The sequence below is a fragment of the Shimia aestuarii genome, assembly GCF_022814865.1.
In the GTDB taxonomy this organism is placed as follows: domain Bacteria; phylum Pseudomonadota; class Alphaproteobacteria; order Rhodobacterales; family Rhodobacteraceae; genus Shimia; species Shimia aestuarii_A.
This window is the reverse complement of sequence record NZ_JAKVRD010000018.1, coordinates 45,306-68,131: the sequence shown is the minus strand read 5'-3', so window position 1 is coordinate 68,131 and position 22,826 is coordinate 45,306. Positions and strand designations below refer to the sequence as shown.

22 protein-coding genes are annotated in these 22,826 nt (G+C 59.6%); 12 read left to right on the top strand and 10 right to left on the bottom strand.

All coding sequences use genetic code 11. The features are described 5' to 3' along the window. Window positions 1-9 precede the first annotated feature (9 nt). Window positions 10-369: a DUF5368 domain-containing protein gene (locus MK745_RS15540; protein WP_243614173.1), complete on the bottom strand. Its 360-nt coding sequence runs from the start codon at window positions 367-369 to the stop codon at window positions 10-12. 12 nt (window positions 370-381) lie between these two features. Continuing rightward, window positions 382-1,701 (bottom strand): NAD(P)/FAD-dependent oxidoreductase, encoded by a 1,320-nt coding sequence (locus tag MK745_RS15535; RefSeq protein WP_243614172.1) that lies wholly within the window; start codon window positions 1,699-1,701, stop codon window positions 382-384. 600 nt (window positions 1,702-2,301) lie between these two features. On the opposite strand from MK745_RS15535, the gene MK745_RS15530 reads away from it, so the two are divergent. Genes MK745_RS15530 through nqrF form a run of 6 tightly spaced genes read left to right on the top strand, consistent with a single transcriptional unit; the run spans window position 2,302 to window position 8,155 of the window. Continuing rightward, window positions 2,302-3,636 (top strand): Na(+)-translocating NADH-quinone reductase subunit A, encoded by a 1,335-nt coding sequence (locus MK745_RS15530; protein WP_243614171.1) that lies wholly within the window; start codon window positions 2,302-2,304, stop codon window positions 3,634-3,636. A gap of 3 nt (window positions 3,637-3,639) precedes the next feature. Beyond that, window positions 3,640-4,848 (top strand): NADH:ubiquinone reductase (Na(+)-transporting) subunit B, encoded by a 1,209-nt coding sequence (locus MK745_RS15525; protein ID WP_243614170.1) that lies wholly within the window; start codon window positions 3,640-3,642, stop codon window positions 4,846-4,848. Further along, window positions 4,841-5,656 carry a Na(+)-translocating NADH-quinone reductase subunit C gene (locus tag MK745_RS15520; protein WP_243614169.1) on the top strand — a complete coding sequence of 272 codons (816 nt, stop codon included), beginning with the start codon at window positions 4,841-4,843 and terminating at the stop codon, window positions 5,654-5,656. Before MK745_RS15525 ends, MK745_RS15520 begins: the two co-directional genes overlap by 8 nt. Further along, the gene (locus MK745_RS15515; RefSeq protein ID WP_243614168.1) at window positions 5,656-6,309 is read left to right on the top strand and encodes an NADH:ubiquinone reductase (Na(+)-transporting) subunit D; all 654 of its coding nucleotides are present in this window, start codon (window positions 5,656-5,658) and stop codon (window positions 6,307-6,309) included. Before MK745_RS15520 ends, MK745_RS15515 begins: the two co-directional genes overlap by 1 nt. After that, complete coding sequence (gene nqrE / locus MK745_RS15510) at window positions 6,309-6,917, top strand: NADH:ubiquinone reductase (Na(+)-transporting) subunit E (protein WP_243614167.1); 609 nt, start codon at window positions 6,309-6,311, stop codon at window positions 6,915-6,917. Before MK745_RS15515 ends, nqrE begins: the two co-directional genes overlap by 1 nt. 14 nt (window positions 6,918-6,931) lie before the next feature. Then, window positions 6,932-8,155 carry an NADH:ubiquinone reductase (Na(+)-transporting) subunit F gene (nqrF, locus tag MK745_RS15505; RefSeq protein WP_243614166.1) on the top strand — a complete coding sequence of 408 codons (1,224 nt, stop codon included), beginning with the start codon at window positions 6,932-6,934 and terminating at the stop codon, window positions 8,153-8,155. A gap of 58 nt (window positions 8,156-8,213) precedes the next feature. On the opposite strand, the gene MK745_RS15500 is transcribed toward nqrF, so the two are convergent. Next, window positions 8,214-8,738, bottom strand: a complete 525-nt coding sequence (locus MK745_RS15500) for a CBS domain-containing protein (RefSeq protein WP_243614165.1) — start codon at window positions 8,736-8,738, stop codon at window positions 8,214-8,216. 91 nt (window positions 8,739-8,829) lie between these two features. Between MK745_RS15500 and MK745_RS15495 the strand changes: the two genes are divergently transcribed. From MK745_RS15495 to nqrM, 3 genes are read left to right on the top strand one after another with little or no spacing between them, the layout of a single operon-like run. Then, window positions 8,830-9,033 (top strand): hypothetical protein, encoded by a 204-nt coding sequence (locus MK745_RS15495; protein ID WP_243614164.1) that lies wholly within the window; start codon window positions 8,830-8,832, stop codon window positions 9,031-9,033. A 3-nt stretch (window positions 9,034-9,036) separates the two neighbouring features. Then, window positions 9,037-10,062: an FAD:protein FMN transferase gene (locus tag MK745_RS15490; protein WP_243614163.1), complete on the top strand. Its 1,026-nt coding sequence runs from the start codon at window positions 9,037-9,039 to the stop codon at window positions 10,060-10,062. Between the two features lie 10 nt (window positions 10,063-10,072). Beyond that, window positions 10,073-10,312 carry a (Na+)-NQR maturation NqrM gene (nqrM, locus tag MK745_RS15485; protein ID WP_243614162.1) on the top strand — a complete coding sequence of 80 codons (240 nt, stop codon included), beginning with the start codon at window positions 10,073-10,075 and terminating at the stop codon, window positions 10,310-10,312. A gap of 25 nt (window positions 10,313-10,337) precedes the next feature. On the opposite strand, the gene MK745_RS15480 is transcribed toward nqrM, so the two are convergent. Continuing rightward, window positions 10,338-10,712, bottom strand: a complete 375-nt coding sequence (locus tag MK745_RS15480; protein ID WP_243614161.1) for an Hpt domain-containing protein — start codon at window positions 10,710-10,712, stop codon at window positions 10,338-10,340. 42 nt (window positions 10,713-10,754) lie between these two features. After that, window positions 10,755-11,705: a response regulator gene (locus MK745_RS15475; protein ID WP_243614160.1), complete on the bottom strand. Its 951-nt coding sequence runs from the start codon at window positions 11,703-11,705 to the stop codon at window positions 10,755-10,757. 407 nt (window positions 11,706-12,112) lie between these two features. On the opposite strand from MK745_RS15475, the gene MK745_RS15470 reads away from it, so the two are divergent. The 3 genes from MK745_RS15470 to MK745_RS15460 all read left to right on the top strand — a co-directional run bounded on the left by MK745_RS15470 (window position 12,113) and on the right by MK745_RS15460 (window position 17,058). Further along, window positions 12,113-14,842, top strand: coding sequence for a PAS-domain containing protein (locus tag MK745_RS15470; protein ID WP_243614159.1), 2,730 nt, complete (start codon window positions 12,113-12,115; stop codon window positions 14,840-14,842). Window positions 14,843-15,008: 166 nt separating this feature from the next. Further along, window positions 15,009-16,592, top strand: coding sequence for a sensor histidine kinase (locus MK745_RS15465; protein ID WP_243614158.1), 1,584 nt, complete (start codon window positions 15,009-15,011; stop codon window positions 16,590-16,592). A 76-nt stretch (window positions 16,593-16,668) separates the two neighbouring features. Continuing rightward, window positions 16,669-17,058, top strand: a complete 390-nt coding sequence (locus MK745_RS15460; RefSeq protein WP_243614157.1) for a response regulator — start codon at window positions 16,669-16,671, stop codon at window positions 17,056-17,058. Here MK745_RS15460 and MK745_RS15455 read toward each other — a convergent pair. The 5 genes from MK745_RS15455 to MK745_RS15435 are packed head-to-tail and all read right to left on the bottom strand — an operon-like array spanning window position 17,055 to window position 22,742. Next, window positions 17,055-18,077: an Ldh family oxidoreductase gene (locus tag MK745_RS15455; RefSeq protein ID WP_243614156.1), complete on the bottom strand. Its 1,023-nt coding sequence runs from the start codon at window positions 18,075-18,077 to the stop codon at window positions 17,055-17,057. The genes MK745_RS15460 and MK745_RS15455 overlap by 4 nt on opposite strands. Before the next feature lie 12 nt (window positions 18,078-18,089). Continuing rightward, window positions 18,090-18,665: a DUF3726 domain-containing protein gene (locus tag MK745_RS15450; RefSeq protein WP_243614155.1), complete on the bottom strand. Its 576-nt coding sequence runs from the start codon at window positions 18,663-18,665 to the stop codon at window positions 18,090-18,092. Continuing rightward, on the bottom strand, window positions 18,662-20,329 hold the full coding sequence (locus MK745_RS15445) for a hypothetical protein (RefSeq protein ID WP_243614154.1): 1,668 nt from the start codon (window positions 20,327-20,329) through the stop codon (window positions 18,662-18,664). The genes MK745_RS15450 and MK745_RS15445 overlap by 4 nt, the downstream gene beginning before the upstream one ends. Further along, window positions 20,329-21,309 carry a membrane dipeptidase gene (locus MK745_RS15440; protein ID WP_243614153.1) on the bottom strand — a complete coding sequence of 327 codons (981 nt, stop codon included), beginning with the start codon at window positions 21,307-21,309 and terminating at the stop codon, window positions 20,329-20,331. The genes MK745_RS15445 and MK745_RS15440 overlap by 1 nt, the downstream gene beginning before the upstream one ends. Then, on the bottom strand, window positions 21,309-22,742 hold the full coding sequence (locus MK745_RS15435; RefSeq protein WP_243614188.1) for an aldehyde dehydrogenase family protein: 1,434 nt from the start codon (window positions 22,740-22,742) through the stop codon (window positions 21,309-21,311). The genes MK745_RS15440 and MK745_RS15435 overlap by 1 nt, the downstream gene beginning before the upstream one ends. Between the last annotated feature and the right edge of the window lie 84 nt (window positions 22,743-22,826).

Below are 22,826 nucleotides of genomic sequence, written 5' to 3'. Positions count from 1 at the left end.
GGCTTGAGATCAGGCGTCGGTCGCTTTCTTGGGCCAAAGAAGCGACTCCACCGTGTAGACGAGGATGGCCGCGCCGACCGCGCCGGCAACCGCGACGCCGAGGAGCACAATGACATCCACCGGCCCACCAATGTCGGCAAAGGAGGAATGGGTCATCGCCTGCACGAAGAGCACGGCAGCAATTGCGCCAAAGGGCATCGAAAGCTGTGCCCAGAGGAATTTGTGCCAACTCACGGAGCGGTCGCGGATCAGCACGTAGAGATAGGCCAGCGTGATGATCACGGCGGCCCCGACCATGACCCAGAACAGGCCACGGCCAAAGATTTCTTCGAAGACGGCGATCAGAGTGCCGAAGGTGAGATCTTTCATGGTTCTGTCTCCTTATGCCCGGCCACGCAGCATGGCGTTGTAGGTGGCCTTGAGCGCCACCTCTTTCATCAGCCAGCTGATCCACAGCTCTTCCAGCGGCGCGATGACGCCTGGGAAGGAGGGGGTCAGATCGTTGTTGTAGTCGAACTCGATCAGCATGGCGCGCCCGATCCGCGTAATCAGCGGGCAAGAGGTGTAGCCATTGTAGGAGGCGGTCGAAGATGTGCCCGCGATGTCGGCGACGAGATGCTCTTCGACGACGGGCACCTGCCATTTGACCGAGGCCGCGGTTTTGCCCTTGGGCACACCCGCCACATCGCCGACGGCAAAGATATCGGGATAGCGGTTGTGACGCAGAGAGTGCTTGTCGACATCGACCCAGCCCTGATCCGTCCATTTATCAGCCCAGGCAAGGCCCGAGTTGCGCACCACATCCGGGGCGCGTTGCGGCGGGATGATATGGACATAGTCATAGTCCCGCTCCACAGGGCCGTCCGGGGTCGCAAAAGTCACGCGTTTGGCGCCTGCGTCTATGGATTGGACGACGTGGTTATAGGCGTGGTTGATGCCGCGATCGCCAAAGACCATGCGGATCTTCTCGGACACGATGGGCACACCGAAGAGCGACGCGTTATTGGCGAAATAGGTGATCTCGGCTTTGCCGCGTGCACCGTTGCGGCGCGCGATATCATCGATCAGAAAGGTGTGTTTGATCGGCGCACCGGCGCATTTCATTTCAGTGTTGGGGCGGGTGAAGAGACCGACACCGCCTTCTTCGGCGAATTTGCCCGCTGCGGCCCATGTCTTCGCAGCATAATCAGGACCAGCGTAGAGAGAGCCGACACCATCCTTGCCGATCATGTCCATCTCGAAGCCGTCGATGGAGTCATAGTCGAGCACGAGGCCAGTGGCGATAATGAGATAGTCGTAGCGCAGCACCTCGCCATTGCCGAGGGCGACGGTCTTGGCTTCTGGGTCGATATTGGCGGCCATCTCGGTCTTGAGTTCGACACCGCGCGGTAGCCAGTCCGTGGTTTGCGACACTGAGTAGTTCGCCGGTTTCAAACCCGCAGCAATCAGCGAGAAACCGGGCTGATACCAGTGCTCCTTGCGGCCATCAACAATGGTGATGCGGGCGCCGTCGAGGCGGCCCACAAGCCGATTTGCGAGCGCCGCCCCGGCCGCTCCTGCGCCGAGAATGACGATATGGGCCGTCGTGGCGATCTGCGCCTCGGCCTTCTGCCCGGCCCCGGCGGCGGCGAGCACGCCCGCGCCCGCAGCAAGCCCGAGAAAGCCCCGGCGCGTTGGTGTGAATTGCGTTTCCTTGGTCATGTGGTCCTCTCGAGAACAATCCAAAAGTCCCCCAGTTTAGGGAGGCATGTGCCTAAGCGCACACGCCGTGCCTTTCAGGCCGTCTGGGTGTTTACGGCCTTTTCCAAGGTCGGTCGCCTCCTCCGCAGGACGGCTGACCGGATAACATACATTCAATAATCACTATTTGTATACAATGGAAGACTTAACATGTTGACAAATTGGCACAGGGCAGCGCCTCGATGCCGCGCTGCAGCACCAAGGCGCAACACCCAAGACCCGCCTCACCCGTGGCCACCGCTTCCAGTGAACCACAGGCGCAAGAAAATTACGTGACGAATCCAATCTGCACAAAAAATGCCGTAATAAATTCAGAACCTTGAAGATGATGCGTTGTTAGCGCTCAAACTCGGCCAAACAGGTGTTTTTTTGCGCTTTGACGGTAGCCAATGGGTGTCAACTTGTCTATGCCACCCCCTGACTCGCAACGGCATCCCGCTTGCGCTCTCGCGGCCATTTCCGCATCCCCCGGACCGCCGCGCCTACGTGGCCCGGATGTCCGATATGCGATACATTGGCGTCAGCTATAGGGTCGAAGAGGCTAAAGAGAAAACTCAGGATATGCGGCAATTCAAATTGAAACGGGGTCTGGACCTGCCCGTCACGGGTGCTCCGGACCAGACCATTCACACCGGCCCCGCGATCACGCGGGTGGCGGTTCTCGGCAGAGACATCAACGGTCTCAAGCCCCGGATGAACGTGAACGAAGGCGACACCGTGCGCCGGGGTGATCCCCTCTTCGTACATAAAGACGCGGAAGACGCTCAGATCGTGGCGCCGATGAGTGGCAAAGTGGTCGAGATTAACCGCGGTGCGCGGCGCGTGTTGCAAAGCGTTGTGATCGAAATCAGCGATGCGGACGATACCGGCGTGGATTTCAGCGGTGTTGGCAATGCCGACAGCGCAGAGGGCATCACCGAGAAGCTCTGTGCCGCAGGTCTCTGGACCAGTTTCCGCACCCGCCCCTATTCCAAGCTCCCGGTTCCCGGCACCGCGCCGCAGGCGATCTTTGTCACCGCGATGGATAGCGAGCCGCTTGCAGCGGATGCCGCCGTCATCATCAACGAGGCCAAAGATGCTTTTGACGCAGGCCTTGCCGCCGTTGCCAAGCTGACCGAGGGCACGACTTATGTCTGTCAGGCGCCGGGCGCGGAGCTGACCGCGGTCCCAGGTGTCGAACTGGCCGCCTTCGAAGGGCCGCATCCGGCGGGCCTTGCGGGGACGCACATTCATTTCCTGCACCCGGTGACGGCCAACAGCATGGTCTGGACCATCGGGTATCAGGACGTGATCGCGATTGGCCGCCTGATGCTCACCGGGCATCTTGATCCGTCGCGCGTTGTCGCGCTTTGCGGGCCAGAAGCGACCAACCCGCGCCTTGTGCGCACCGTCATGGGCGCTTCGACCGAGGAACTCACCCGCGGAGAGATCGGCACCGATACACCGCGCGTCATTTCCGGCTCTATCCTTTCGGGCGACCAAGCAGAGGGGCCGTTTGCCTATCTTGGTCGTTTCGCGCGTCAGGTCACGCTCATCCGTGAGGACAAAGACAAGCACCCGCTGGGCTGGATCCGTCCGATGGGCAAGAAATACGCAGTGCAGCCGGTTCTGGCCTCTGCGTTTTCCAAGCGGCTCTTCCCGCTGACGTCGAACCTCAATGGCGGGCGCCGCGCGATGGTGCCGACCGGCACGTTCGAGACGCTCATGCCGCAGGACTTCCTGCCGACGCAGCTCCTTCGGGCGCTTCTCGTCATGGACACCGACACGGCGCAGGCACTTGGCGCGATGGAGCTCGATGAGGAAGACCTCGGGCTCGTGGGCTTTGCCTGCCCGGCCAAGTATGAATACGGGCTCGCGCTTCGCGACAGCCTGACCAAGATCGAAAAGGAGGGCTGAGCCATGGGATTGCGCAGCTTCTTTGAGCGGATCGAGCCGCATTTCGAAAAGGGGGGCAAGTACGAGAAGTATTTCCCGCTCTACGAAATGGTGGAATCGCTGGTCTATACGCCAAAGACCGTGACCACGGTCGCCCCGCACGCCCGTTCCTACGTGGATATGAAACGGATCATGACCTATGTCGTGATCGCGACCATTCCTTGTATCCTCTGGGGCATGTTCAACACCGGCCTTCAGGCCAACAGCGCCATTGCCGCGCTTGGCGAAGGCTCGGCCTCGGGCTGGCGGATTGCCATCTTGCAGATGCTCGGCATTTCGCTCGACGCCTCCAATCCGCTGGCGAATTTCGCGCATGGGCTTCTCTATTTCCTGCCGATCTACATCACGACGCTTGTCGTGGGCGGTATCTGGGAAGTGCTTTTCGCCACGGTGCGCGGGCATGAGGTCAACGAGGGCTTTCTTGTCACCTCGATGCTCTACACGCTCATCATGCCGGCCACTGCGCCGCTCTGGCAGGTGGCGCTTGGGATTTCCTTTGGCGTCGTGATCGGCAAGGAAGTCTTTGGCGGCACGGGCAAGAACTTTCTCAACCCCGCGCTTGTGGGCCGGGCGTTCCTCTACTTCGCCTACCCTGCCAACATGTCGGGCGACTCGGTCTGGACCCCGGTGGACGGGTTCTCAGGCGCGACCGCGCTTGGTGTGACCGCGCGTGACGGCGTGGACGCGCTGGCGGTCGAAGGGATCACTTGGTTGGATGCCTTCTATGGCACGATCCAAGGGTCATTCGGGGAGACTTCGACTCTGGCCTGTGCCATCGGCCTCGCCTTCCTGCTCATCACCAAGATTGCGAACTGGCGTCTGATCGTGGGCTGCCTCGGCGGGATGATCGCCTTCTCGGCCCTGCTCAACGTGATCGGGTCGGACAGCAATCCAATGTTCGCGATGCCTTGGCATTGGCATCTGGTCCTCGGCGGCTATGCCTTTGGCCTTGCCTTTATGGTCACCGAGCCGGTCTCGGCCAGCCACACCAACATGGGCCGCTTCATCTATGGCGCGCTGATCGGGGTCATGGTCGTCCTGATCCGGGTCATCAACCCGGCTTTCCCGGAAGGCATGATGCTCGCGATCCTGTTCGGCAACGTCTTTGCGCCGCTGATCGACTATTTTGTCGTGCAGGCCAACATCAAACGGAGGGCGCGTCGCCATGTCTGATACGCAAACGCCTGATACGCCGAAGGGGCCGATTGGTCGCTTTCTAGCCGCATCGCCGGATTCTGTCGGCAAGACCATCTTCGTCGCCGTCGCGATCTGTCTCGTCGCCTCGATGATCGTCTCGGTCGCCGCCGTGAGCCTGCGCCCGGTGCAGGAGGCTAACAAGCTACGCGACAAGCAACTCAACGTGTTGCAGGTTGCGGGCGTCTATGAGCCGGGGATGGATGTCGCCGCTGCCTTTGCCGACTTTGAGCCGAAAGTGCTCGAGCTGGCCTCTGGCGACTTCTCGGACCAGTTCGACGCGGCGACTTTCGATGATGCCGCCGCGGTGGATGACCCCGAGCTGAGCATCGCGCTCGAGAATGACCCGGCCGCGATTGGCCGCCAGTCGAAATTCCGCACCATCTATCTTCTCAAGGATGAGAGCGGCGCGCTCGATAAGGTGATCCTGCCGATCCGGGGCTATGGCCTGTGGTCGACGCTCTATGGCTTTATCGCCATCGAGGAGAACGGCAACGATATCTTCGGCCTGCAATTCTACCAGCACGGCGAGACCCCCGGTCTTGGTGCCGAGGTGGACAATCCGAAATGGAAGGCGGTCTGGAACGGCAAGAAGCTCTTTGACGAGAGCGGCGAGCTGCAAATCTCGGTCGCCAAGGCACAAGGGCCCGCCGGTCCCGAGCACCATATCGATGCGCTGGCCGGTGCGACCCTGACTTCGGTCGGTGTCGATAACCTCGTGAACTTCTGGATGGGCGATCAGGGATACGCCCCGTTCCTCGAGAAACTCAAAGCGGGAGAGCTCTGATGGCCCAGAAACGCAAAGAACTTCTCGTCGACCCGCTGGTCGACAACAACCCGATCACGCTTCAGGTTCTGGGGATCTGTTCGGCGCTGGCTGTGACGTCCTCGCTCAAGGTCGCCTTCGTGATGGCGCTTGCGGTGACCTTTGTGACCGCCTTCTCGTCGCTCTTCATCTCGATCCTGCGTAGCCAGATCCCGAGCTCGATCCGGATCATCGTGCAGATGGTCATCATCGCCTCGCTCGTGATCCTCGTGGACCAGATCCTCAAGGCCTATGCCTTTGAGATCTCCAAGACGCTTTCGGTCTTTGTCGGTCTTATCATCACCAACTGTATCGTGATGGGCCGCGCCGAGGCCTTTGCGATGTCGAACCCGCCGGGCGCGGCGTTCCTCGACGGGATCGGCAACGGGCTTGGCTATGGTCTGATCCTGATGCTTGTCGGTGTCATCCGCGAGCTGTTCGGGTCGGGCAGCTTGTTTGGCGTGACCATCCTTCAGACGGTGAACAATGGCGGCTGGTACGTGCCCAACGGTATGCTTCTTCTGCCGCCTTCGGCGTTCTTCGCGATCGGTCTTCTTATCTGGGGCTTCCGCACGTGGAAACCCAAACAGGTCGAAGAGCGTGAATTCAAAATTCAGACGGTGGAGGGGCACTGATGGAAGGGCTCATTTCGCTGGCCGTTAAGGCCGTCTTTGTAGAAAACCTCGCGCTTAGCTTCTTCCTCGGGATGTGTACCTTCATCGCCGTCTCCAAGAAGATTTCGACCGCGCTTGGCCTTGGTATCTCGGTCATGGTCGTGCAGGCCATCACGGTGCCGACCAACAACCTGCTTCTCACCTACCTCCTGAAACCCGGTGCGCTTGCCTGGGCTGGGTTCCCGGATGTAGACCTGACCTTCCTCGGTCTGATCTCGTATATCGGGGTGATCGCGGCGATGGTGCAGATCCTTGAGATGACACTCGATAAGTATTTCCCACCGCTCTACAACGCGCTGGGGATCTTCCTGCCGCTCATCACGGTGAACTGCGCAATCCTCGGTGGCTCGCTCTTCATGGTGGAGCGCGACTACAACTTTGCCGAAGCAGCGACTTATGGTGTCTCTTCCGGCTTTGGTTGGGCGTTGGCCATCGTGGCCATGGCAGGCGTGCGCGAGAAGCTCAAATATTCGGACGTGCCGGACGGGCTTCAGGGCCTTGGCATCACCTTCATCACTGCGGGACTGATGGCGATGGCCTTCATGTCCTTCTCTGGCGTGAAACTCTAAGGGGGCGTTGAACGATGGAAACCTTCACTCTCGGCGTTGCCCTATTCACGCTGATCGTTCTGGCGCTGGTGACGATCATCCTCGCCGCGCGCTCGCGTCTGGTCTCGTCTGGTAATGTCAACATCACCATCAATGGCGAAAAGACCATCTCGGTTCCCGCCGGTGGCAAGCTTCTGCAAACGCTCGCGGCGGAAAAGATGTTCGTCCCCTCGGCCTGTGGCGGCGGCGGCACCTGTGCCCAGTGCCGGGTCAAAGTGCATTCGGGAGGCGGGTCGATCCTGCCGACCGAGGAAAGCCACATCACCAAGCGCGAGGCGTCCTGTGGCGACCGCCTGTCCTGTCAGGTCGCGGTCAAGCAGGACATGGATATCGAAGTTCCCGAAGAGGTCTTTGGCGTCAAGAAATGGGAGTGCACCGTGCGCTCCAATGAAAACGTCGCGACTTTCATCAAGAACCTTGTTCTCGAACTGCCGGAAGGCGAAAACGTCAACTTCCGGGCCGGTGGCTATATCCAGATCGAAGCGCCGGCGCACAAGCTCTCCTACAAGGATTTCGACGTTGAGGAAGAGTATCGCCCGGACTGGGACAAGTTCAATCTCTGGCAATATGAGTCGACGGTAAGCGAGCCGATCGAGCGCGCCTATTCCATGGCGAACTACCCGGAAGAAAAAGGGCTTATCATGCTCAACGTCCGCGTGGCCTCGCCGCCGCCGGGCTCGACCGGGATTCCTCCGGGGCAGATGTCGTCCTACATCTTCAACCTCAAACCCGGTGACAAGGTCACGATTTCCGGCCCGTTCGGCGAGTTCTTTGCCCGCGATACGCAAAAGGAAATGGTCTTTATCGGCGGTGGTGCGGGTATGGCGCCGATGCGCAGCCACATCTTCGACCAGCTCAAGCGTCTTGAGAACCGGGATCGCAAGATCACCTTCTGGTATGGCGCCCGCTCCAAGCGCGAGATGTTCTTTGTCGAGGACTTTGACCAACTCGCCGAGGAGTTCGACAACTTCGAATGGCACGTGGCGCTTTCGGATGCGCTGCCGGAGGATGACTGGAAAGGCTATACCGGCTTCATCCACAATGTTCTTTTCGAGGAATACCTCAAGAACCACCCGGCGCCGGAAGACTGCGAATTCTACATGTGCGGCCCGCCGATCATGAACCAATCGGTCATCAACATGCTCCTTGATCTGGGCGTGGACCGGGAAGACATCATGCTCGACGATTTCGGCGGCTAACAAAAAACAAGGGCGGGGATTTCCCCGCCCTATTCATTTCGTAACCTTGATTGCCGGATCAGCCGACAATCATCTGTTTCATCTTAAGTGCCTCGTATTCCAATTCGTTGAGGCGGAAGTTCACCACGTCACCGATGGTGATCATGCCGCAGAGGCCGCTCTCGTCGATCACGGGAAGGTGGCGGAAACGGCCTTCGCTCATGCGTTTGAGGATATCGGTCAAGGCTTCGTCCGGGCGGCAGGTCTGCACATCGGACGTCATGAGGTCACTCACGGATTGCGGCAGGGTCTGCCCCGGCGTGTCGGCCATGCGGCGCACGATATCCCGCTCGGAGAGGATGCCGACAAGGCCACCATTCTGGTCTGTGACGAGCACCGCGCCGATCCGCTTGTCGCGCAGCACCTCGACCACGGTGCCAATGGTATCGTTCGGGCGCACAGAGACCACATCGCCCCCCTTGGCCTCGAGAACCTTGGAAACGGTGGTCAGGGAATGGGCAAGGTTGGAGCCACTGGTTTGGCTATAGGTCGTGCTATCGGCCTTGTCGCCGCGCATGGGGGGCTGATAAGAGCTTGGTGCCATGAGTCTAGTTCCTTTCCTCCGCTAGACCTCCATTGTACCCCGGCGCCGATATGGTGCCAGTCTTGACTTTCAACATGCGAGGCCCCTACCCTTGCCAGCTTTCCTTGCCTCTCTGCACCTGACACCGCTTTCGGGCACGATCCTCGTCGTGATTGTGGTGTTGGCTGGGCATCGGTTCCGCAAGGCTTGGAAAGAGCGCGAGACGGATTCGGGCTGGAAGACCCGTGCATGGCTCTTTGGACTCGTGGCGTTCGTCGGGTTGCTCGTGCTGGCCTTTGTGCCGTTAAAGGGCTGAGCGATGCGGCGGCTTCTGGTTCTTCTCCTGCTGCCGCTTGCGGCCTGCCTGCCGGGCGGAGAGCGCGAGGTGTTGCGCCTTTCGGGGCAGACGATGGGCACGCAATACCACATCATCGCCATTGGCGAAGATCTTGATGAGGTGGCGCTTGGGGTGCAGCTCGAGACCGTACTAGCCGACGTAGACTCCAAGATGTCGAACTGGAATCCGGAGTCAGAGATCTCCCGTTTCTCCGCATCGCAGGACACCTCTCCACAGCCGATTTCGCCTGAATTGGCGCATGTCATACAAGGCGCAGCGGAGGTACATACGCAAAGCGAGGGTATGTTTGACGTGACCCTTGGGCCGCTGATCGAACTTTGGGGGTTTGGAACGCGGCAGGCAGAAGACCCGGTGCCGTCAGAGGCCGAGATTGCCAAAGCGTTGACGCGCGTTGGTCAGTCCCGGCTCCTTCGCCTCGATCCGGAATTCCCCAGTCTTGCCAAGGAGATGCAAGAGGTCGAGGTCAACGTTGCGGCGATTGCCAAGGGCTACGGGATCGACGCGGTGGCCGCGATTCTTCACGACGCCGGGATCGAGAACTACATGGTCGAAATCGGCGGCGATCTTGTCACGCGCGGGCAGAACGACAAGGGACAGCCGTGGCGGATTGGCATTGAAACACCGGAGCCGGGCAGCCAGAACAACGTACAGCGCGTCATCGCGCTAAGCGGGCTCGGGATGGCGAGCTCTGGCGACTATCGAAATTTCTTTGAGCGTGATGGGCGGCGCTATTCACATCTGCTTGACCCTACCACAGGCCGTCCCGTCACCCACGCCACGACCTCAGCGACCGTCTTGGCGGAAAATGCCATGATGGCAGATGCTTGGGCGACGGCGATGCTCGTTCTTGGGCGCCAGCGGGGTCTTGCCGTTGCAGAACGGCACGGGGTTGCAGTCTTCTTCATTTCCCGCGATAGACAGGCGGACGGACAGTCCTATATCCTAGATGAGAGCAGCGCCTTTACCGCGCTGACCAAGACAGACTAAAGGCACCGCAATGGCCCTCAGCACCTTCTTCCTGGCATTCTTTTTCTTGTTGATCATTGTCGTCGGCATGAGCATTGGCGTCATTGCCAAAGGCCGGACGATCAAGGGAAGCTGCGGCGGTCTCAATGCCATTGAAGGCACGGACAAGTGCGTGGTCTGCAAGAAGGATATCGACCCCGATAGCCCTCTGCGCGACAAGCTTCAGTGCAAGCGCCAGCGCCAGATTGTTGAGCAGATGATGGCGGAGTGATCCGTCAACGGATGCGGGGCTCTTCTCAGAACCGCCCGTCTTCTGTCGGCACGAGCTTTTCTTCGAATGCATCCTCAAGACGGTAGAGGAACGATTCAAGCTGCCCACGCACGGCGTCGATCGAGGCGGCGTCATAGGGTTCCTGCACGATCTCACCAAACGCGATATCGAGCCGACCAGCTTCTTCTCCGAGTTTCGGAAAGCCGACGCTGCCAGCGATGCCACTGATCTTGTGCACAATGCCCTGCAACCCGACAATCGCCGGTAGCGCATAGTCGGGATCATCGAGGTATTTGCAGAACTCTTCCATCTGACCGATCTGGTTCACGAGATCGTTGAGAAAGCTCTCACGGATGTCCTTGAGAGCATCATAGAGTTCTTTGGTCATTGCCATCGTCATTGCTGGTCTCTTTATACTTGGTACTTGTGACTACACGCTTGGTTAGATGGCCATAAGACGTGTCGACACGCGGCTCGGCACGAAGGCATGGCGCTTCTGAACGGACTCCAGTGCCTGATCAATAATCTTAAGCGGGCTCGACCCGAAAAGGCTACCATTGATCTGTTCGCCGACAAGAACCCGGACTTCGTCCTCTGCATCGAACCCTTCTTCGGTACGGTAGTTGACGAGATGGGTGGTGATGAGGTCTTCGAGGTCTTCGCTCGAGAAATTGGGGCTGCGGGGCACAATCGCAATGAAGCAACCGCTTCCGAGGTAGGAAATCACCGGATTGACCGCGCGGGTCGCCTCGAAGATGCAGTCAGCGACATCCGTGAGTATTTCGCGGAACTCATCGCAGCCTTCGTGTGCGTAGAGACCATTCGCATTGCGGATCTGAAAGCCGATAGTCCCAAGCTTGAACATCCCGAGACGTCCAAGCTGTAGCAGGTAGTTCTCCATCGCCAGAGAATTCACCACGCGCGGCACATCTTCGATTTGGATCGCATCGCTGAAATCGAACTTCTCGCCCTCGCGCGCCGGCAGGGCGCCAACGCTCGGCTGTTGGTTGGTATTGGCCTCACAGAGAAGACGCGCCACACGCAACCGCGCCAGAAGCTCTGTCGCATCAAGCGGTTTCGTGAGGTAGTCCGTCGCCCCGTTGGCAAAGGACTCGTCAATATAAGACTTCTCCGAGAGCGCCGTCAGCATGATCACCGGCGTCGACCGGTAAGACGGAAGCTGGCGAATTTGCTTGAGGAGGTCGATACCAGACAGGTTGGGCATGCGAATGTCGAGGAGGATGCAGTCGAAAGGCTCCGGTGCTGCATTGAGGCACTTCAGAGCTTCGGCGCCGGACTCGGCAAACGTATTTTCGGAGTAGCCGAGCCCTTTCAGAGTCGTCTCCAAAAGCCGCAGGATTAGGGGCTCATCGTCAACGGCCAAAATCTTCATGTATCTACTCTCCAGCCATACGGTCTTATTCGGTCAACCGATTTCGGTTTTCTGCCTATGTGGTTCAGCCTAAAGGCGAATTAGGGCGAAAATCAGGCGAAGTTAAAAATTCCTTACGACGCGACATCTTTTCCGAAAATTCCACAAGCCATTATAATTAAACGACTTTATATAGGTAAATCGATCAAACGTCCGGTTTTTCTATGGCAACTGTGACACGCCGGAAGGTATTTGGGATTTTCGCCTTCACACGTTGCTTTGTTTCCGTCTACGATATATGCGAGCGGGCTTTCATCCTCCTATGGTTGTGATTTATGACGAATAAAAAGACACTGCGACCTGCGGGAAAACTCACGGTAGTCGCGACAAATGTTGTCTTGCTCTGTCTGATTGCAGCGTTCCTTTGGATGAAGACCCGGATCGACACGAGCGACCAGCGCGAGCAAGAACAGCTTACCGCGCATGCCGCGATTGCCGAATATGCAGAGAACGTCTCCAACGCAGTGACCAATGCGCTTTTGGTTGGCAGCGCCTTCAAAGGGGCGATCACGCTTGACCCCGATCTCACGCAAGAGAGTTTTACGCGCTTCGCAAAGGAGATCGTCAAAGGCCATGATGCGCTGGTGAATGTTGCGACGATCCGCGACTACACTGTCGAATATGTCCACCCCTTCGACGAGAATGCCCATGTCATCGGTCGCAAGCTCGACGATATTCCGGCGCAGCGCAGGCTCGCCGAAGCCGCCTTACGTGAGAACCGGAATATCCTTCAGGGGCCTGTGCCGCTCTTGCAGGGGTATCCGGGATTCATCCTTCGGGTGCCTGTGATCCTAGATTCCGCTGAGAACGCGCACCCCTGGGGCCTTATTTCCATCGTGTTCTCGGCCGAAGCCCTTCTGGCCGATCTTGAGCGCGACGCCATTCCCGCACCTCTTGTCGTCGCCATGCGCAAGACGGAGGATGGCACGCCGATCCTCGGGGATCAGCGCCTGTTTGAAACAGACGGCATTCGCCGGACGATCGACGTTCCGGACGGGCGTTGGACGCTTGTCGTGCGGCCCAAGGACGGATGGACAAGCGGAACTCTTAGCGCAAAGACAGTGATTATCTTCCTCCTGCTCGCGACCGCCGCGTTGGCCACCACGAACATGCTCTTCTGGTTGCGTCAGGAAGCGTCGATCAAGGCCGAACAGCTCCGCGCGGCGATTGATGTGCTGGGGGATGGGTTCGTGCTCTATGATTCCTCGGATCGGCTCGTGATCTGCAACGAGCGGTATCGCGAAATCTACAAGGACAGCGCCCCCGCGATCAAACCCGGCGTCACGTTCCGCGAAATCCTTCAGTACGGGCTCACGAACGGCCAGTATAAGGAAGCGATCGGGCGCGAGGAGGAGTGGCTCGAGGAGCGGCTCGATGCGCACCGTCAGGCCGATTTCACGCTCGAGCAGCAACTTGGTAGTGGCAAATGGCTCCGCGTGCGCGAGATGGAAACGCCGGACGGCGGGCGCGTTGGCATTCGGGTCGACATTACGGAGCAGGTCGAGAGCCGTAAGCGTGCTGAGATCGCGGAAACCCGGCTGCGCGACGCGATTGATACCGTTCCGGCGGCATTTCTTTTGTTCGACGCGGAGGGCGAGCTTGAAATCGTCAACGCCCGCGCAATGCAGTTCCTGCCGGATGCCCGAGCGCGTCTCAAGACCGGCACGCCGATCCGCAAATTGCTCGAGCGGCTTGTGTTCCTTGAGCTTCCGCATGCATCGCGCGATGAGCGTGAAGCGCGGATCGAGGCTCTCCTCGTGCAACTGCGCCGCAAGGGATCGCAATTCGACCTGCACCTTGGCAATGACCGTTTCTACAAGATCTTCAGCCACCGCACCCAAGAAGGCGGTGTGGTGTGCTTCGGAGTCGATATCTCGGACCTTATGGCCCAGGAACGTTGGCTCGAGCGCACCAACGACCGTTTGCGCGCGGCGATCAAGGAACGCGACACGGCTGAGGCCCGGTTCGCCGATGTCGCCGATATCGCGACGGAATGGTTCTGGGAGCAAGATGCCGAAATGCGGATCACCTACCTCTCGCCCGGTTTCGAAAAGGCGACGGGGACTCCGCGGGAGAACGTCATCGGACACACACGCGCCGAGATCATGCATGAAGGCGCGTATATGAACTACGAAGAGCACCTGCATCAAATGCAAGCGCACGAGCCTTTCCATAATGTTGTCTACCGCAGCAACCTCAATGAGGCACAGGAGACGTGGTTCCGCACCAGCGGTAAACCTGTCTTCGATGAAGCCGGTGTGTTTACAGGCTATATCGGCACCGCCGCCAACGTGACGGAGTTCTATGTCGCGCTTCAAAAGGCGAAGCGGGCCGATGAGGCCAAGACCCAGTTCCTCAATATGGTCAGCCATGAGTTGCGGACGCCGATGACGGTCGTGCTTGGGTTCAATGCTTTCCTGCGCAATCCGGAAGCGCTTCCGGCGACGCGAGCTTTGCGGGAAGTGGTGCAGGCAACCGGCGAAACAGCGCTGGAAGATGGCTATACGGCGATGGTCGACGAAGTGAGCACCATGGCGGGCAAGATCGAGTCCGCAGGCAAGCAGCTTCAGGCGCTGATCGGGGACGTGCTCGATCTATCCCGGATTGAGGCCAACAGCTTGCATATCGACATTGCACCTGTCGATCTGCAGCCGGTTGTGGAGTCGACCATTTCGCAGATGCAGTCTCTTGCGAAGGGCAAGGATATCGAGCTCGTGGCCGAGATCGAAAACGCGACTCTGAAATGCGACGAGACCCGCCTGCGCCAAGTGCTCATCAACCTCATCAGCAATGCGATCAAGTTTACCGACAAAGGCAGCATCACCGTGCGTTCGGATATCAAGGACAGCATGATGCAAATCTCGGTCCTTGATACCGGGATCGGCATCCCCAAGAACGCGCTTGAGGATATCTTTGACCGTTTCACCCAAGCCGATGCCTCGAGCACACGCAACGAAGGCGGAGCGGGTCTAGGCCTTGCCATTTCCAAAGACATTGTCGCCCTCCACGGTGGCGAAATCGACGTTGTCAGCACCTCAAACGACGGCACAACAATCACCTTCACGATCCCCCTTTGGGAGGAGGACGTCGCCGCATAGGGCCGCAAATCCGGTACAAACAGACCCCCGAACCGCCCTTCCCTGTTCACATTTCAGCCCGAATTCCCTGTCAGTGTATCCCGCAATGCGATGACACCTGGAAGAACCGGGGATCGCGTGCCGACATTCATTTTCTTGTCGGCAGGGAGAGCAAGAAAGATATGAAATGTTTGATTTGTGGAACATATCTCTAGCGCTGAACGCGCTGCTGGTCGGGATCATTATCGTCCTCAGCGGTATTGCCTTTGCGCGCAAGAACAAGATTACAGGCCTGCAGGAACAGAAACTCCGCGACAAGGAGCTTGAACTCGCGTTTCAGAAGAAGGCTCTGTTCGAGCACGGATTGGTCAGTGTGACCGACACCGATGGCGAAATCCTCGAAGTGAACTCGAAATTCCTCGGGGCATTCGGATACTCGCGAGACGAGCTTATCGGGACATCGATTCACGAGCTTTACCCGGACGAGGAGAAGCACATCTCGGACGCCATTCGTGCGCAGACCAAGACCGGGCGCATGTGGTCTGGAGAAACCCAGCTCCTGCGCGCGGATGGAAGTCGCGCGATGACCCAGAACACGGTTGTGCCGCTCATGGATGACGACAAGAAGCACGTCAAGAACCTGTCCTTGCGCATCGACATCTCCCGCCAGAAAATCAAGGAAAACCAGAAACTTGTCACAGCCGCCTTTGACAAGATGACGGATGCGGTCGTGCTTTATGATCCGAAGAATTTCAAGATTTTCTACATGAACGCCTTTGCCCTTGCCGAGCAGGGCTGGGACGCGAACGAGATTGAGGGTAAGACCCTTTGGGACACGCGCTATGTCTCCGATCGCGACGCCATGGTCGAAACCTGTCAGAACACGGCGACGCAAGGCAAATGGACCGCACGCATGGAAAACGCGATCAGCGGCGAGATCTACGAGGCGCATTCCTACCGCGTTGTCGTCACAAGCGATGCGCCGCGTATCCTCACGATGTTCCGCGAAGTAACCCGCAACGTCGAGCTTGAGCGCGAGCGCAATCGCCTGATTTCAATCATCACCCATGAATTGCGCACCCCGCTGACAAGTATCAAAGGCGCGATGGGGCTATTGGATTCCTGCGCTATGGGACCGATGCCTTCAGAGGCCAAGAACCTTGTTGGGATTGCCCTGCGCAACAGTGACCGGATGCTCGATCTCATTGCGCAAATCCTTGAGGCCGAGAAGGCCGAGCATGAGGCCCGCCACGAAGTTCTCGTGCCGATCAACATGGCCGAGGCCGTTGCGGCGGCGATTGCGTCCAACCAGGGCTACGGCACGGAGCTCGGGATCACCTACCGCGACCCGGTCGGGACCGAGGAGGTCTGGATCAATGGCAGCGAGCGGATGCTCGAACAGATCCTTGCAAACCTGATGTCAAACGCGGCGAAGTTCTCGCCCGAAGACAGCACGGTCGATGTCTGGGCCGAGCGGAAGGGGCGTCGCGTGGTGCTCTTTGTGCGCGACCATGGCATGGGGGTTCCGAAAGACCTGCAACCCCAGTTGTTCAGCCGGTTCGTCAAGACAGACCAACAGGTGCGCAGCAACGTACATGGCTCTGGGCTTGGGCTCTCGATTGTCAAATCGCAGGTAGACCGCCTTGGTGGCACCATCGACTTTGACACGGCAGAGAACGTGGGCACCTGTTTCCGTATTTCCCTGCCACTTCTCGAAGTCGATCCCGAAGCGATGAAGCCGGGAGCAGTCGGCAACCGGATCGGTGCCTAAGGGTTGAACATGCTGGACAGCATACAGTTCAAAGGGTAGCGTTGATACAAACCTTCCCCTAGCAGAATGAAGCCAGATGCCTGATCTCAAACGCGTTGTGCATATTGACGACGAACCCGACATCCGCGAGATCGTGCGCATGTCTCTTGCGCTTGTCGGTGGTCTTGAAGTCGAACAATACCCGTCGGGAGAAGAGGCGCTCAGCCATATTGCCGACGTCAATCCCGACCTTGTCCTGCTCGACGTGATGATGCCGAATATGGACGGCGAAGAGACCTACCAACACATCCGCGAGATCGACAGCCTCAAGGATATTCCTATCGTATTCATGACGGCCAAGGCGTCGAACGCAGATCTTGCCAAGCTGCGCGATCTTGGCGCAATTGATGTCTTGATCAAGCCATTCGACCCGATGACCCTCGCCGATCAGGTCAAGGCGATTTACCGCGACGCGAAGGCGGCCTAGGCGCGGGGTGCCGCCAGCAGGGCGTTGATCTTTGACAATGTAGCCACGCTGACCGCGACTCCTTCCGAGGCCGCGCAAGCACGTTTGGCACGGCGCCCATCCCCTGGCAAATGCGCTCCCTCTTGCGCATGGATCGCAGCGGCGAGGGCTGCAAGGCGATCCCCAAAAGCGCCACCGGAGGTCACGCCGGGATCGACCGCGACAAAGAACTGTCCGGTCTTGGGCGGACCACCCATCGTTCCCGAGAAAGGCGACGCGTCGATACCAAGAGTGGCTCCCGTCATTGCGGCCGCCATCAATTCCGTCAGTAGCGCAATGCCAACGCCTTTGTAGCCTCCGGACGGCGCCATGGAGCCTTTGAGGCCGATCTCGGGGTCGGTTGTCGGGGTTCCGTCCGGCGCAAGCGCCCAGCCTTCCGGGATCGGTTTGCCTTCGCGGGCGTGTTTCATGACTTCGGACTTGGCAATGGTGCTTGCCGATTGATCGATCAGGATCGTCGGGGCACCGTTTGGACCGGGCGCCGCGATTGAGAACGGGTTGGTCCCGACCACGGGCTTGGCCCCTCCCGAAGGCGCGATAGAAGCCGGTGCATTGGTGAATCCAAGTCCGAGCAACCCCGCCTGTGCAAGACGATAAGTATGATAGCCCAGCACGCCGCAGTTATAGCTGTTTCGAATGGCGAGCGCCGCGATACCTTGCTCTTTCGCGAAGGGCATGAGGCGTTCAAATCCGGCGTCGATCGCAGGGTGCGCAAAGCCCGTTGCAGCATCGACCACCACGACTCCGGGGCGCGGCAGGGACACCTGCGGCATGGCCTGACCGTCTACCTTTCCACATAGGACATGTTCACAGTAGATCGGGATATACGCCAGACCATGGCTTGCGACGCCATCCGCTTCGGTGGCCGCGGTCGCGATGGCGAGGGGGCGGGCATTGGCTTCGGATGTGCCTGCGGCAACGAGGGCGCGCAAGGCGAGATCCTCGATCTCGGCGAGGGTCAGTATTTGCGTGTTGGTCATGGGCACCTCGGATCAGTCATTGTCGGAAAGCCCCGCACCAGCACCGCGCAGGCGGCTATCTTCGGTCGCAGGGGCATAGGTTCTATGGGCATAACCTGTGAGGGTCTCCCAGTCGGCCGCGTCGGGCTGAGCGCGAGACTGATGCGGGCGTGGCGCCGAGAGCACCCCATCGACACAGATCTCGACGTAAGTGGCCTTGGGCACAAAGGGTCTTGTCATCGCAAGCCCCCGCCCGTCCGTGACCGCATGGGCCCCATCACATTCGACCCAAAGCGTTTGCGATGTTTGGCGCGCGGCCATCGCGATGAACGGCAAAAGGAGAACTGGCTGGGCCACCCCTTCTAGCCGCATCGGCTCCTTGAGAAGGTGGGCCGCCCGATCTGAGAGCGCACAGCCCAGCAAGAGCGGGCAGTCTGTGTCTGGATGCGCCCGCCCGAGCACAGAGCAGAGCGCCGCTACCCCATCAATCCCCTGCACGCAGAGCCAGCGCACAGCGCGGCCCGCGTCTTCGGCCACGCCCCAGTCAAACCCCGCACCGCGCGCGGCTTTGCGCGCCATGGCCTCCACCTCGTTCAAGGAAAAGCTCATTGCGAGACCTCCGGGTAGACCCAATCATCCGCATTTGCGATGCAAAGATCTGACGGATAGGGCGCGCCTGCATACATCGAAACCCGCACCCAGCGATCCGAACGGGGATCGAAATGCGTCACGCCGAAAAAAGAAAGCTTGGCGCGGAGCATGTCTATGGGCAGCAAATCCGCCCCGATCGTATTGGAGCGGATTTCGCCATAGGGGGCGAATTTGGTGATCTGGGCGCGGCGGATGGCATTGCGGTGCGCGGGATGTGTGGCAAGGACGTCGGCCACCGGCGCATCGGCGTCCCAACCACGCAGCAACGCATGGGCCGCGGCGGCATCACGCGCGGGAGCGAGAGGTTGTTCAAAGGGCGCAATCGGTTCTTCAAACCGCTCGCCAAGGCGCGGTTCAAGTTTTTCCTCAGAGACGTACCACGCCCGCGCGCAATTCTCCGGCGCGGCCCAGTCCACCTTGAGCGCCCAACCAAAACTGTCCTCTAGGCATTGCATCGCCGCGCGGACGGTCATGGCACCGTCGATGACATATGCATCTGTCGCTGCATCGGCCATGCAAGCGCCGAGGCCATCCACAAGGGCGCCATAGGGTTCAAGGATCAGTGACGCGAGCCATTCCTGCCCCTCGAGGCTCAGATGCGTCTCTGCCCAGCGCATGAGGCGGTCCCAAGCTGCAGCGCTTTGCAGGTCGGCGCTGTCGAGATGGGTGCGCAAGGATTCGACATCGCGGCGCAGGTCGGCCAGTTTGGCGATTTGGATCGGGTGCTCGGTCTTCCATGCCGCCACAGACAAAGCGGCGCGGGAAAAGAAGGCCCGGAACTGGTCACCCTCGGCGACACTGGCATCGCGAAGGCTACGGACGCGCGCAATGGCCTCTTCGCGCGCCATGATCCAGTTATTGAAAAGCACCGGATGGGTCACGAGGAAAGGCGCCATGCCAAGGCCGGTGGAATTGCCGATGCCAAGGCGTTGGGCCGATTGCGGCGCGAGCGGCACCGCGATCTTGCCGCCACGAGCGCGCGCCATGTGCTCGATCAGGTCGCGCACGAACCAACGTGTAAGGTAGACCGATAGCATCTCGGCTTGGAATGGGGCCTGCATCTCGGGGCGATCCGCGATCACTTCGCGATCCGCCGCGCCGAGTTTGCCCGATCCGTAGACAGCGGTTGTGCGCATGAGATAGCCGACCTCGGCAAGGCGCGCGGGGTCGGGCTGTTGCCCGCGCGAGAGCGCATCGACGATATGATCCCAAAGGCGCACCGACCGATTGGCGCGACTGACAGAAATCTCGCGTTCGCTAACGCGCCCGGCCTCTTGCAGGGGGACGTTGCGGGACAGACGGTCGATATCGTCTTGGGTTGGGATGCCGTCGAAAAGCGCGAATGTCGCGTCCCACGCCGTCGCGATCACCCTGTCAGAGCGCATCTCAGGCGGCAGGTCATGGGCGAAGGCGACAAGGGAATAGGCGCGCGCGGGGCCGTGAGCGGTAAAGACGGCGTGGCCAACACCGCCGTCGTCAATGTCAAACACCCTGCGATCAAAGCGCCATCCTTCGTTTGCCATACAGCGGGTCAACTGACGCATGAATGACAGGCGGGACTGATGCAACGAGCCGAGACGGGCCAGTGTCATGACCGTGTCAGGTGCGCGCCGTGCCACCATTACTCTTGCCCTTTCGGTTGGAAGTTCTCGGCGAAAAAACGGTACCAGTTGCCGCCCATGATGCCTGCGACCTCATCCGCATTCATGCCCACCGCGCGCAGTCCATCTTCGAGGTTTCCAAAATCCCGGTTGTCGCGAAACCAGTCTGGCATGGGAGGAAAGCCCGGCGCGGCGGCAGAGCCTTCGCCATAGTCGATCTCCTTGCTCCAGCGTCCAACACGCATCCATTCGACAACGCTATCAGGTTGATCCTGACAGAGGTCCGACCCGATCCCGAGATGGTCTACGCCATAGCGATCCGCGCTGCGTGCGATCATCTCGCAGAAGCCCTGCAAGGTGCAGGCGGATTTGTCGCGAAGATGGTGCGGGTAAAGCGAGAAGCCGAGCATCCCGCCGTTTTCCGTCACCGCCCGGATCACCGTGTCGCGCTTGTTGCGCAGCGCAGGCGCCCAGTCGTGCGGGTTGGCGTGGGTGATGGCGATGGGGCGTTCGGAGACTTCGGCGGCTTCGATCGTGGAGCGATCGCCGGAATGGCTCATGTCGATGACGAGGCCGACGCGGTTCATCTCCTTGATGACCTGCCGCCCCATACGCGTGAGGCCGCCATCCTCGGCCTCGTAACACCCCGTCGCGAGAAGCGATTGGTTGTTATAGGTGAGCTGCATAAACCGCGCGCCAAGCGTGTGCACGATCTCGACAAGGCCAATATCGTCCTCGATGGGCGACGGGTTTTGAAACCCGAAGAACACCGCCGTGCGTCCTGTCTCGCGCGCCCTGTCGATATCTGAAGCCCAAAGACCCTTCATGATGAGGTCCGGGTATTGTTCGAACCAACGGTTCCATTGCTCGAAGTTGAGAACCGTTTCGCGGAAATTCTCATGATAGGCGATGGTGACGTGGATCGCGTCCACGCCGCCTTGACGCAGTTGCCGGAAGATCTTTTCCGACCAATTGGCATATTGCAGCCCATCTATCCGCATCAGACGGGGCCTGCGCTGATATAGGCGGTCTTGACCGTGGTGTAGAACTCCGCTGCGGCCCAGCCCTGTTCGCGGGGGCCGTAGGAACTGTCACCACGCCCGCCGAAGGGGACGTGATAGTCGGTCCCGGCGGTCGGCAGGTTGACCGTCACGACACCGGTACGGACATTGCGGCGGAAATGGGTCGCCTTGGCGAGACTCTTGGTGACGATACCCGAGGTCAGACCGAACGCGGTATCGTTGACCACCGAGAGCGCCTCGTCATAGCCCGCGACCTTGATGACCGAAGTCAGCGGCGCGAACATCTCTTCGCGGTTGATGCGCATGTCATTGCGGGTATTCAGGAACACGCCGGGCGACATGTAGTAGCCCTCATGTGCGAGGGCCAGGCGTTCTCCACCACAGGCCAGTTCAGCCCCTTCCGATTTGCCGAGCTCGACATAGGCGAGGTTTTCCTCAAGCTGCTGCGCGCTGACGACCGGGCCCATCTGCATGCCCTCCTCGAGCGCGTGACCGACCTTCATCGCCTTGGCCCCGGCAACGAGCTTCTCGACAAAGGCATCGTGGATAGCCTCATGCACAACAAGGCGCGAGGACGCGGTGCATTTCTGTCCCGTGCCACCAAAGGCACCACCAAGCGCGAGAGTGACCGCAAGGTCGAGATCGGCATCCTCCATCACCGCCAGCGCGTTCTTGGAGCCCATCTCCATCTGCACCTTGGTGAAATTCTGGATCGCCGAGGCGGCGATGCCCTTGCCGACGGGCACCGACCCCGTGAAGGAAATCGCGTCGATCTTCGGGCTTTCGACAAGACGCTGGCCGATGTTGCTACCCGATCCCATGACGAGGCTGAAGAGCCCCTTCGGGATGTCTTGCCGCGCGATGATTTCGGTCAAGGCACAAGCGGACGCGGGGGTCATGTTAGCCGGTTTCCAGACCACGGCGTTGCCGTAGCAAAGCGCGGGCGCGATCTTCCAAGAGGCGGTCGCGGTGGGGAAGTTCCAAGGGCTGATGACGGCAACGACGCCAATGGGCTCGCGGCGCACATCAACCTCGATATCGGGGCGCACGGAGTCCGCATTCTCACCGATCTGGCGCAGACATTCAGCGGCGTAATAGGTAAAGAACTGCCCGGCGCGATAGACCTCGCCTTTGCCCTCGGCGAAGGGTTTGCCCTCTTCACGACTTAGAAGCGTGCCAAGTTCTTCGGCGCGCGCCATCAGCTCGTTGCCGATACTCATCAGAACGGCCTGTTTGCGCTCAAGCCCGTAGGCGGCCCATTCGCGCTGTGCCTGCCGGGCCTGATCGAGCGTTGCCTCAAGCTGATCGCGGGAGGCCTGCGCATAGACGCCAATCAGGTCCGAAAGGTCGGACGGGTTGCGGTTTTCGATTTCGCTTTCGCCAGCCAGCCAATCGCCGGCGATCAGGTTCATATGGAGCAAGAGAGCCCTCTTTATCTGATAGGTGGTATTGGCTCAGGATGGACAAGGCAGACCGCATCAGTCAAACTCAAACAA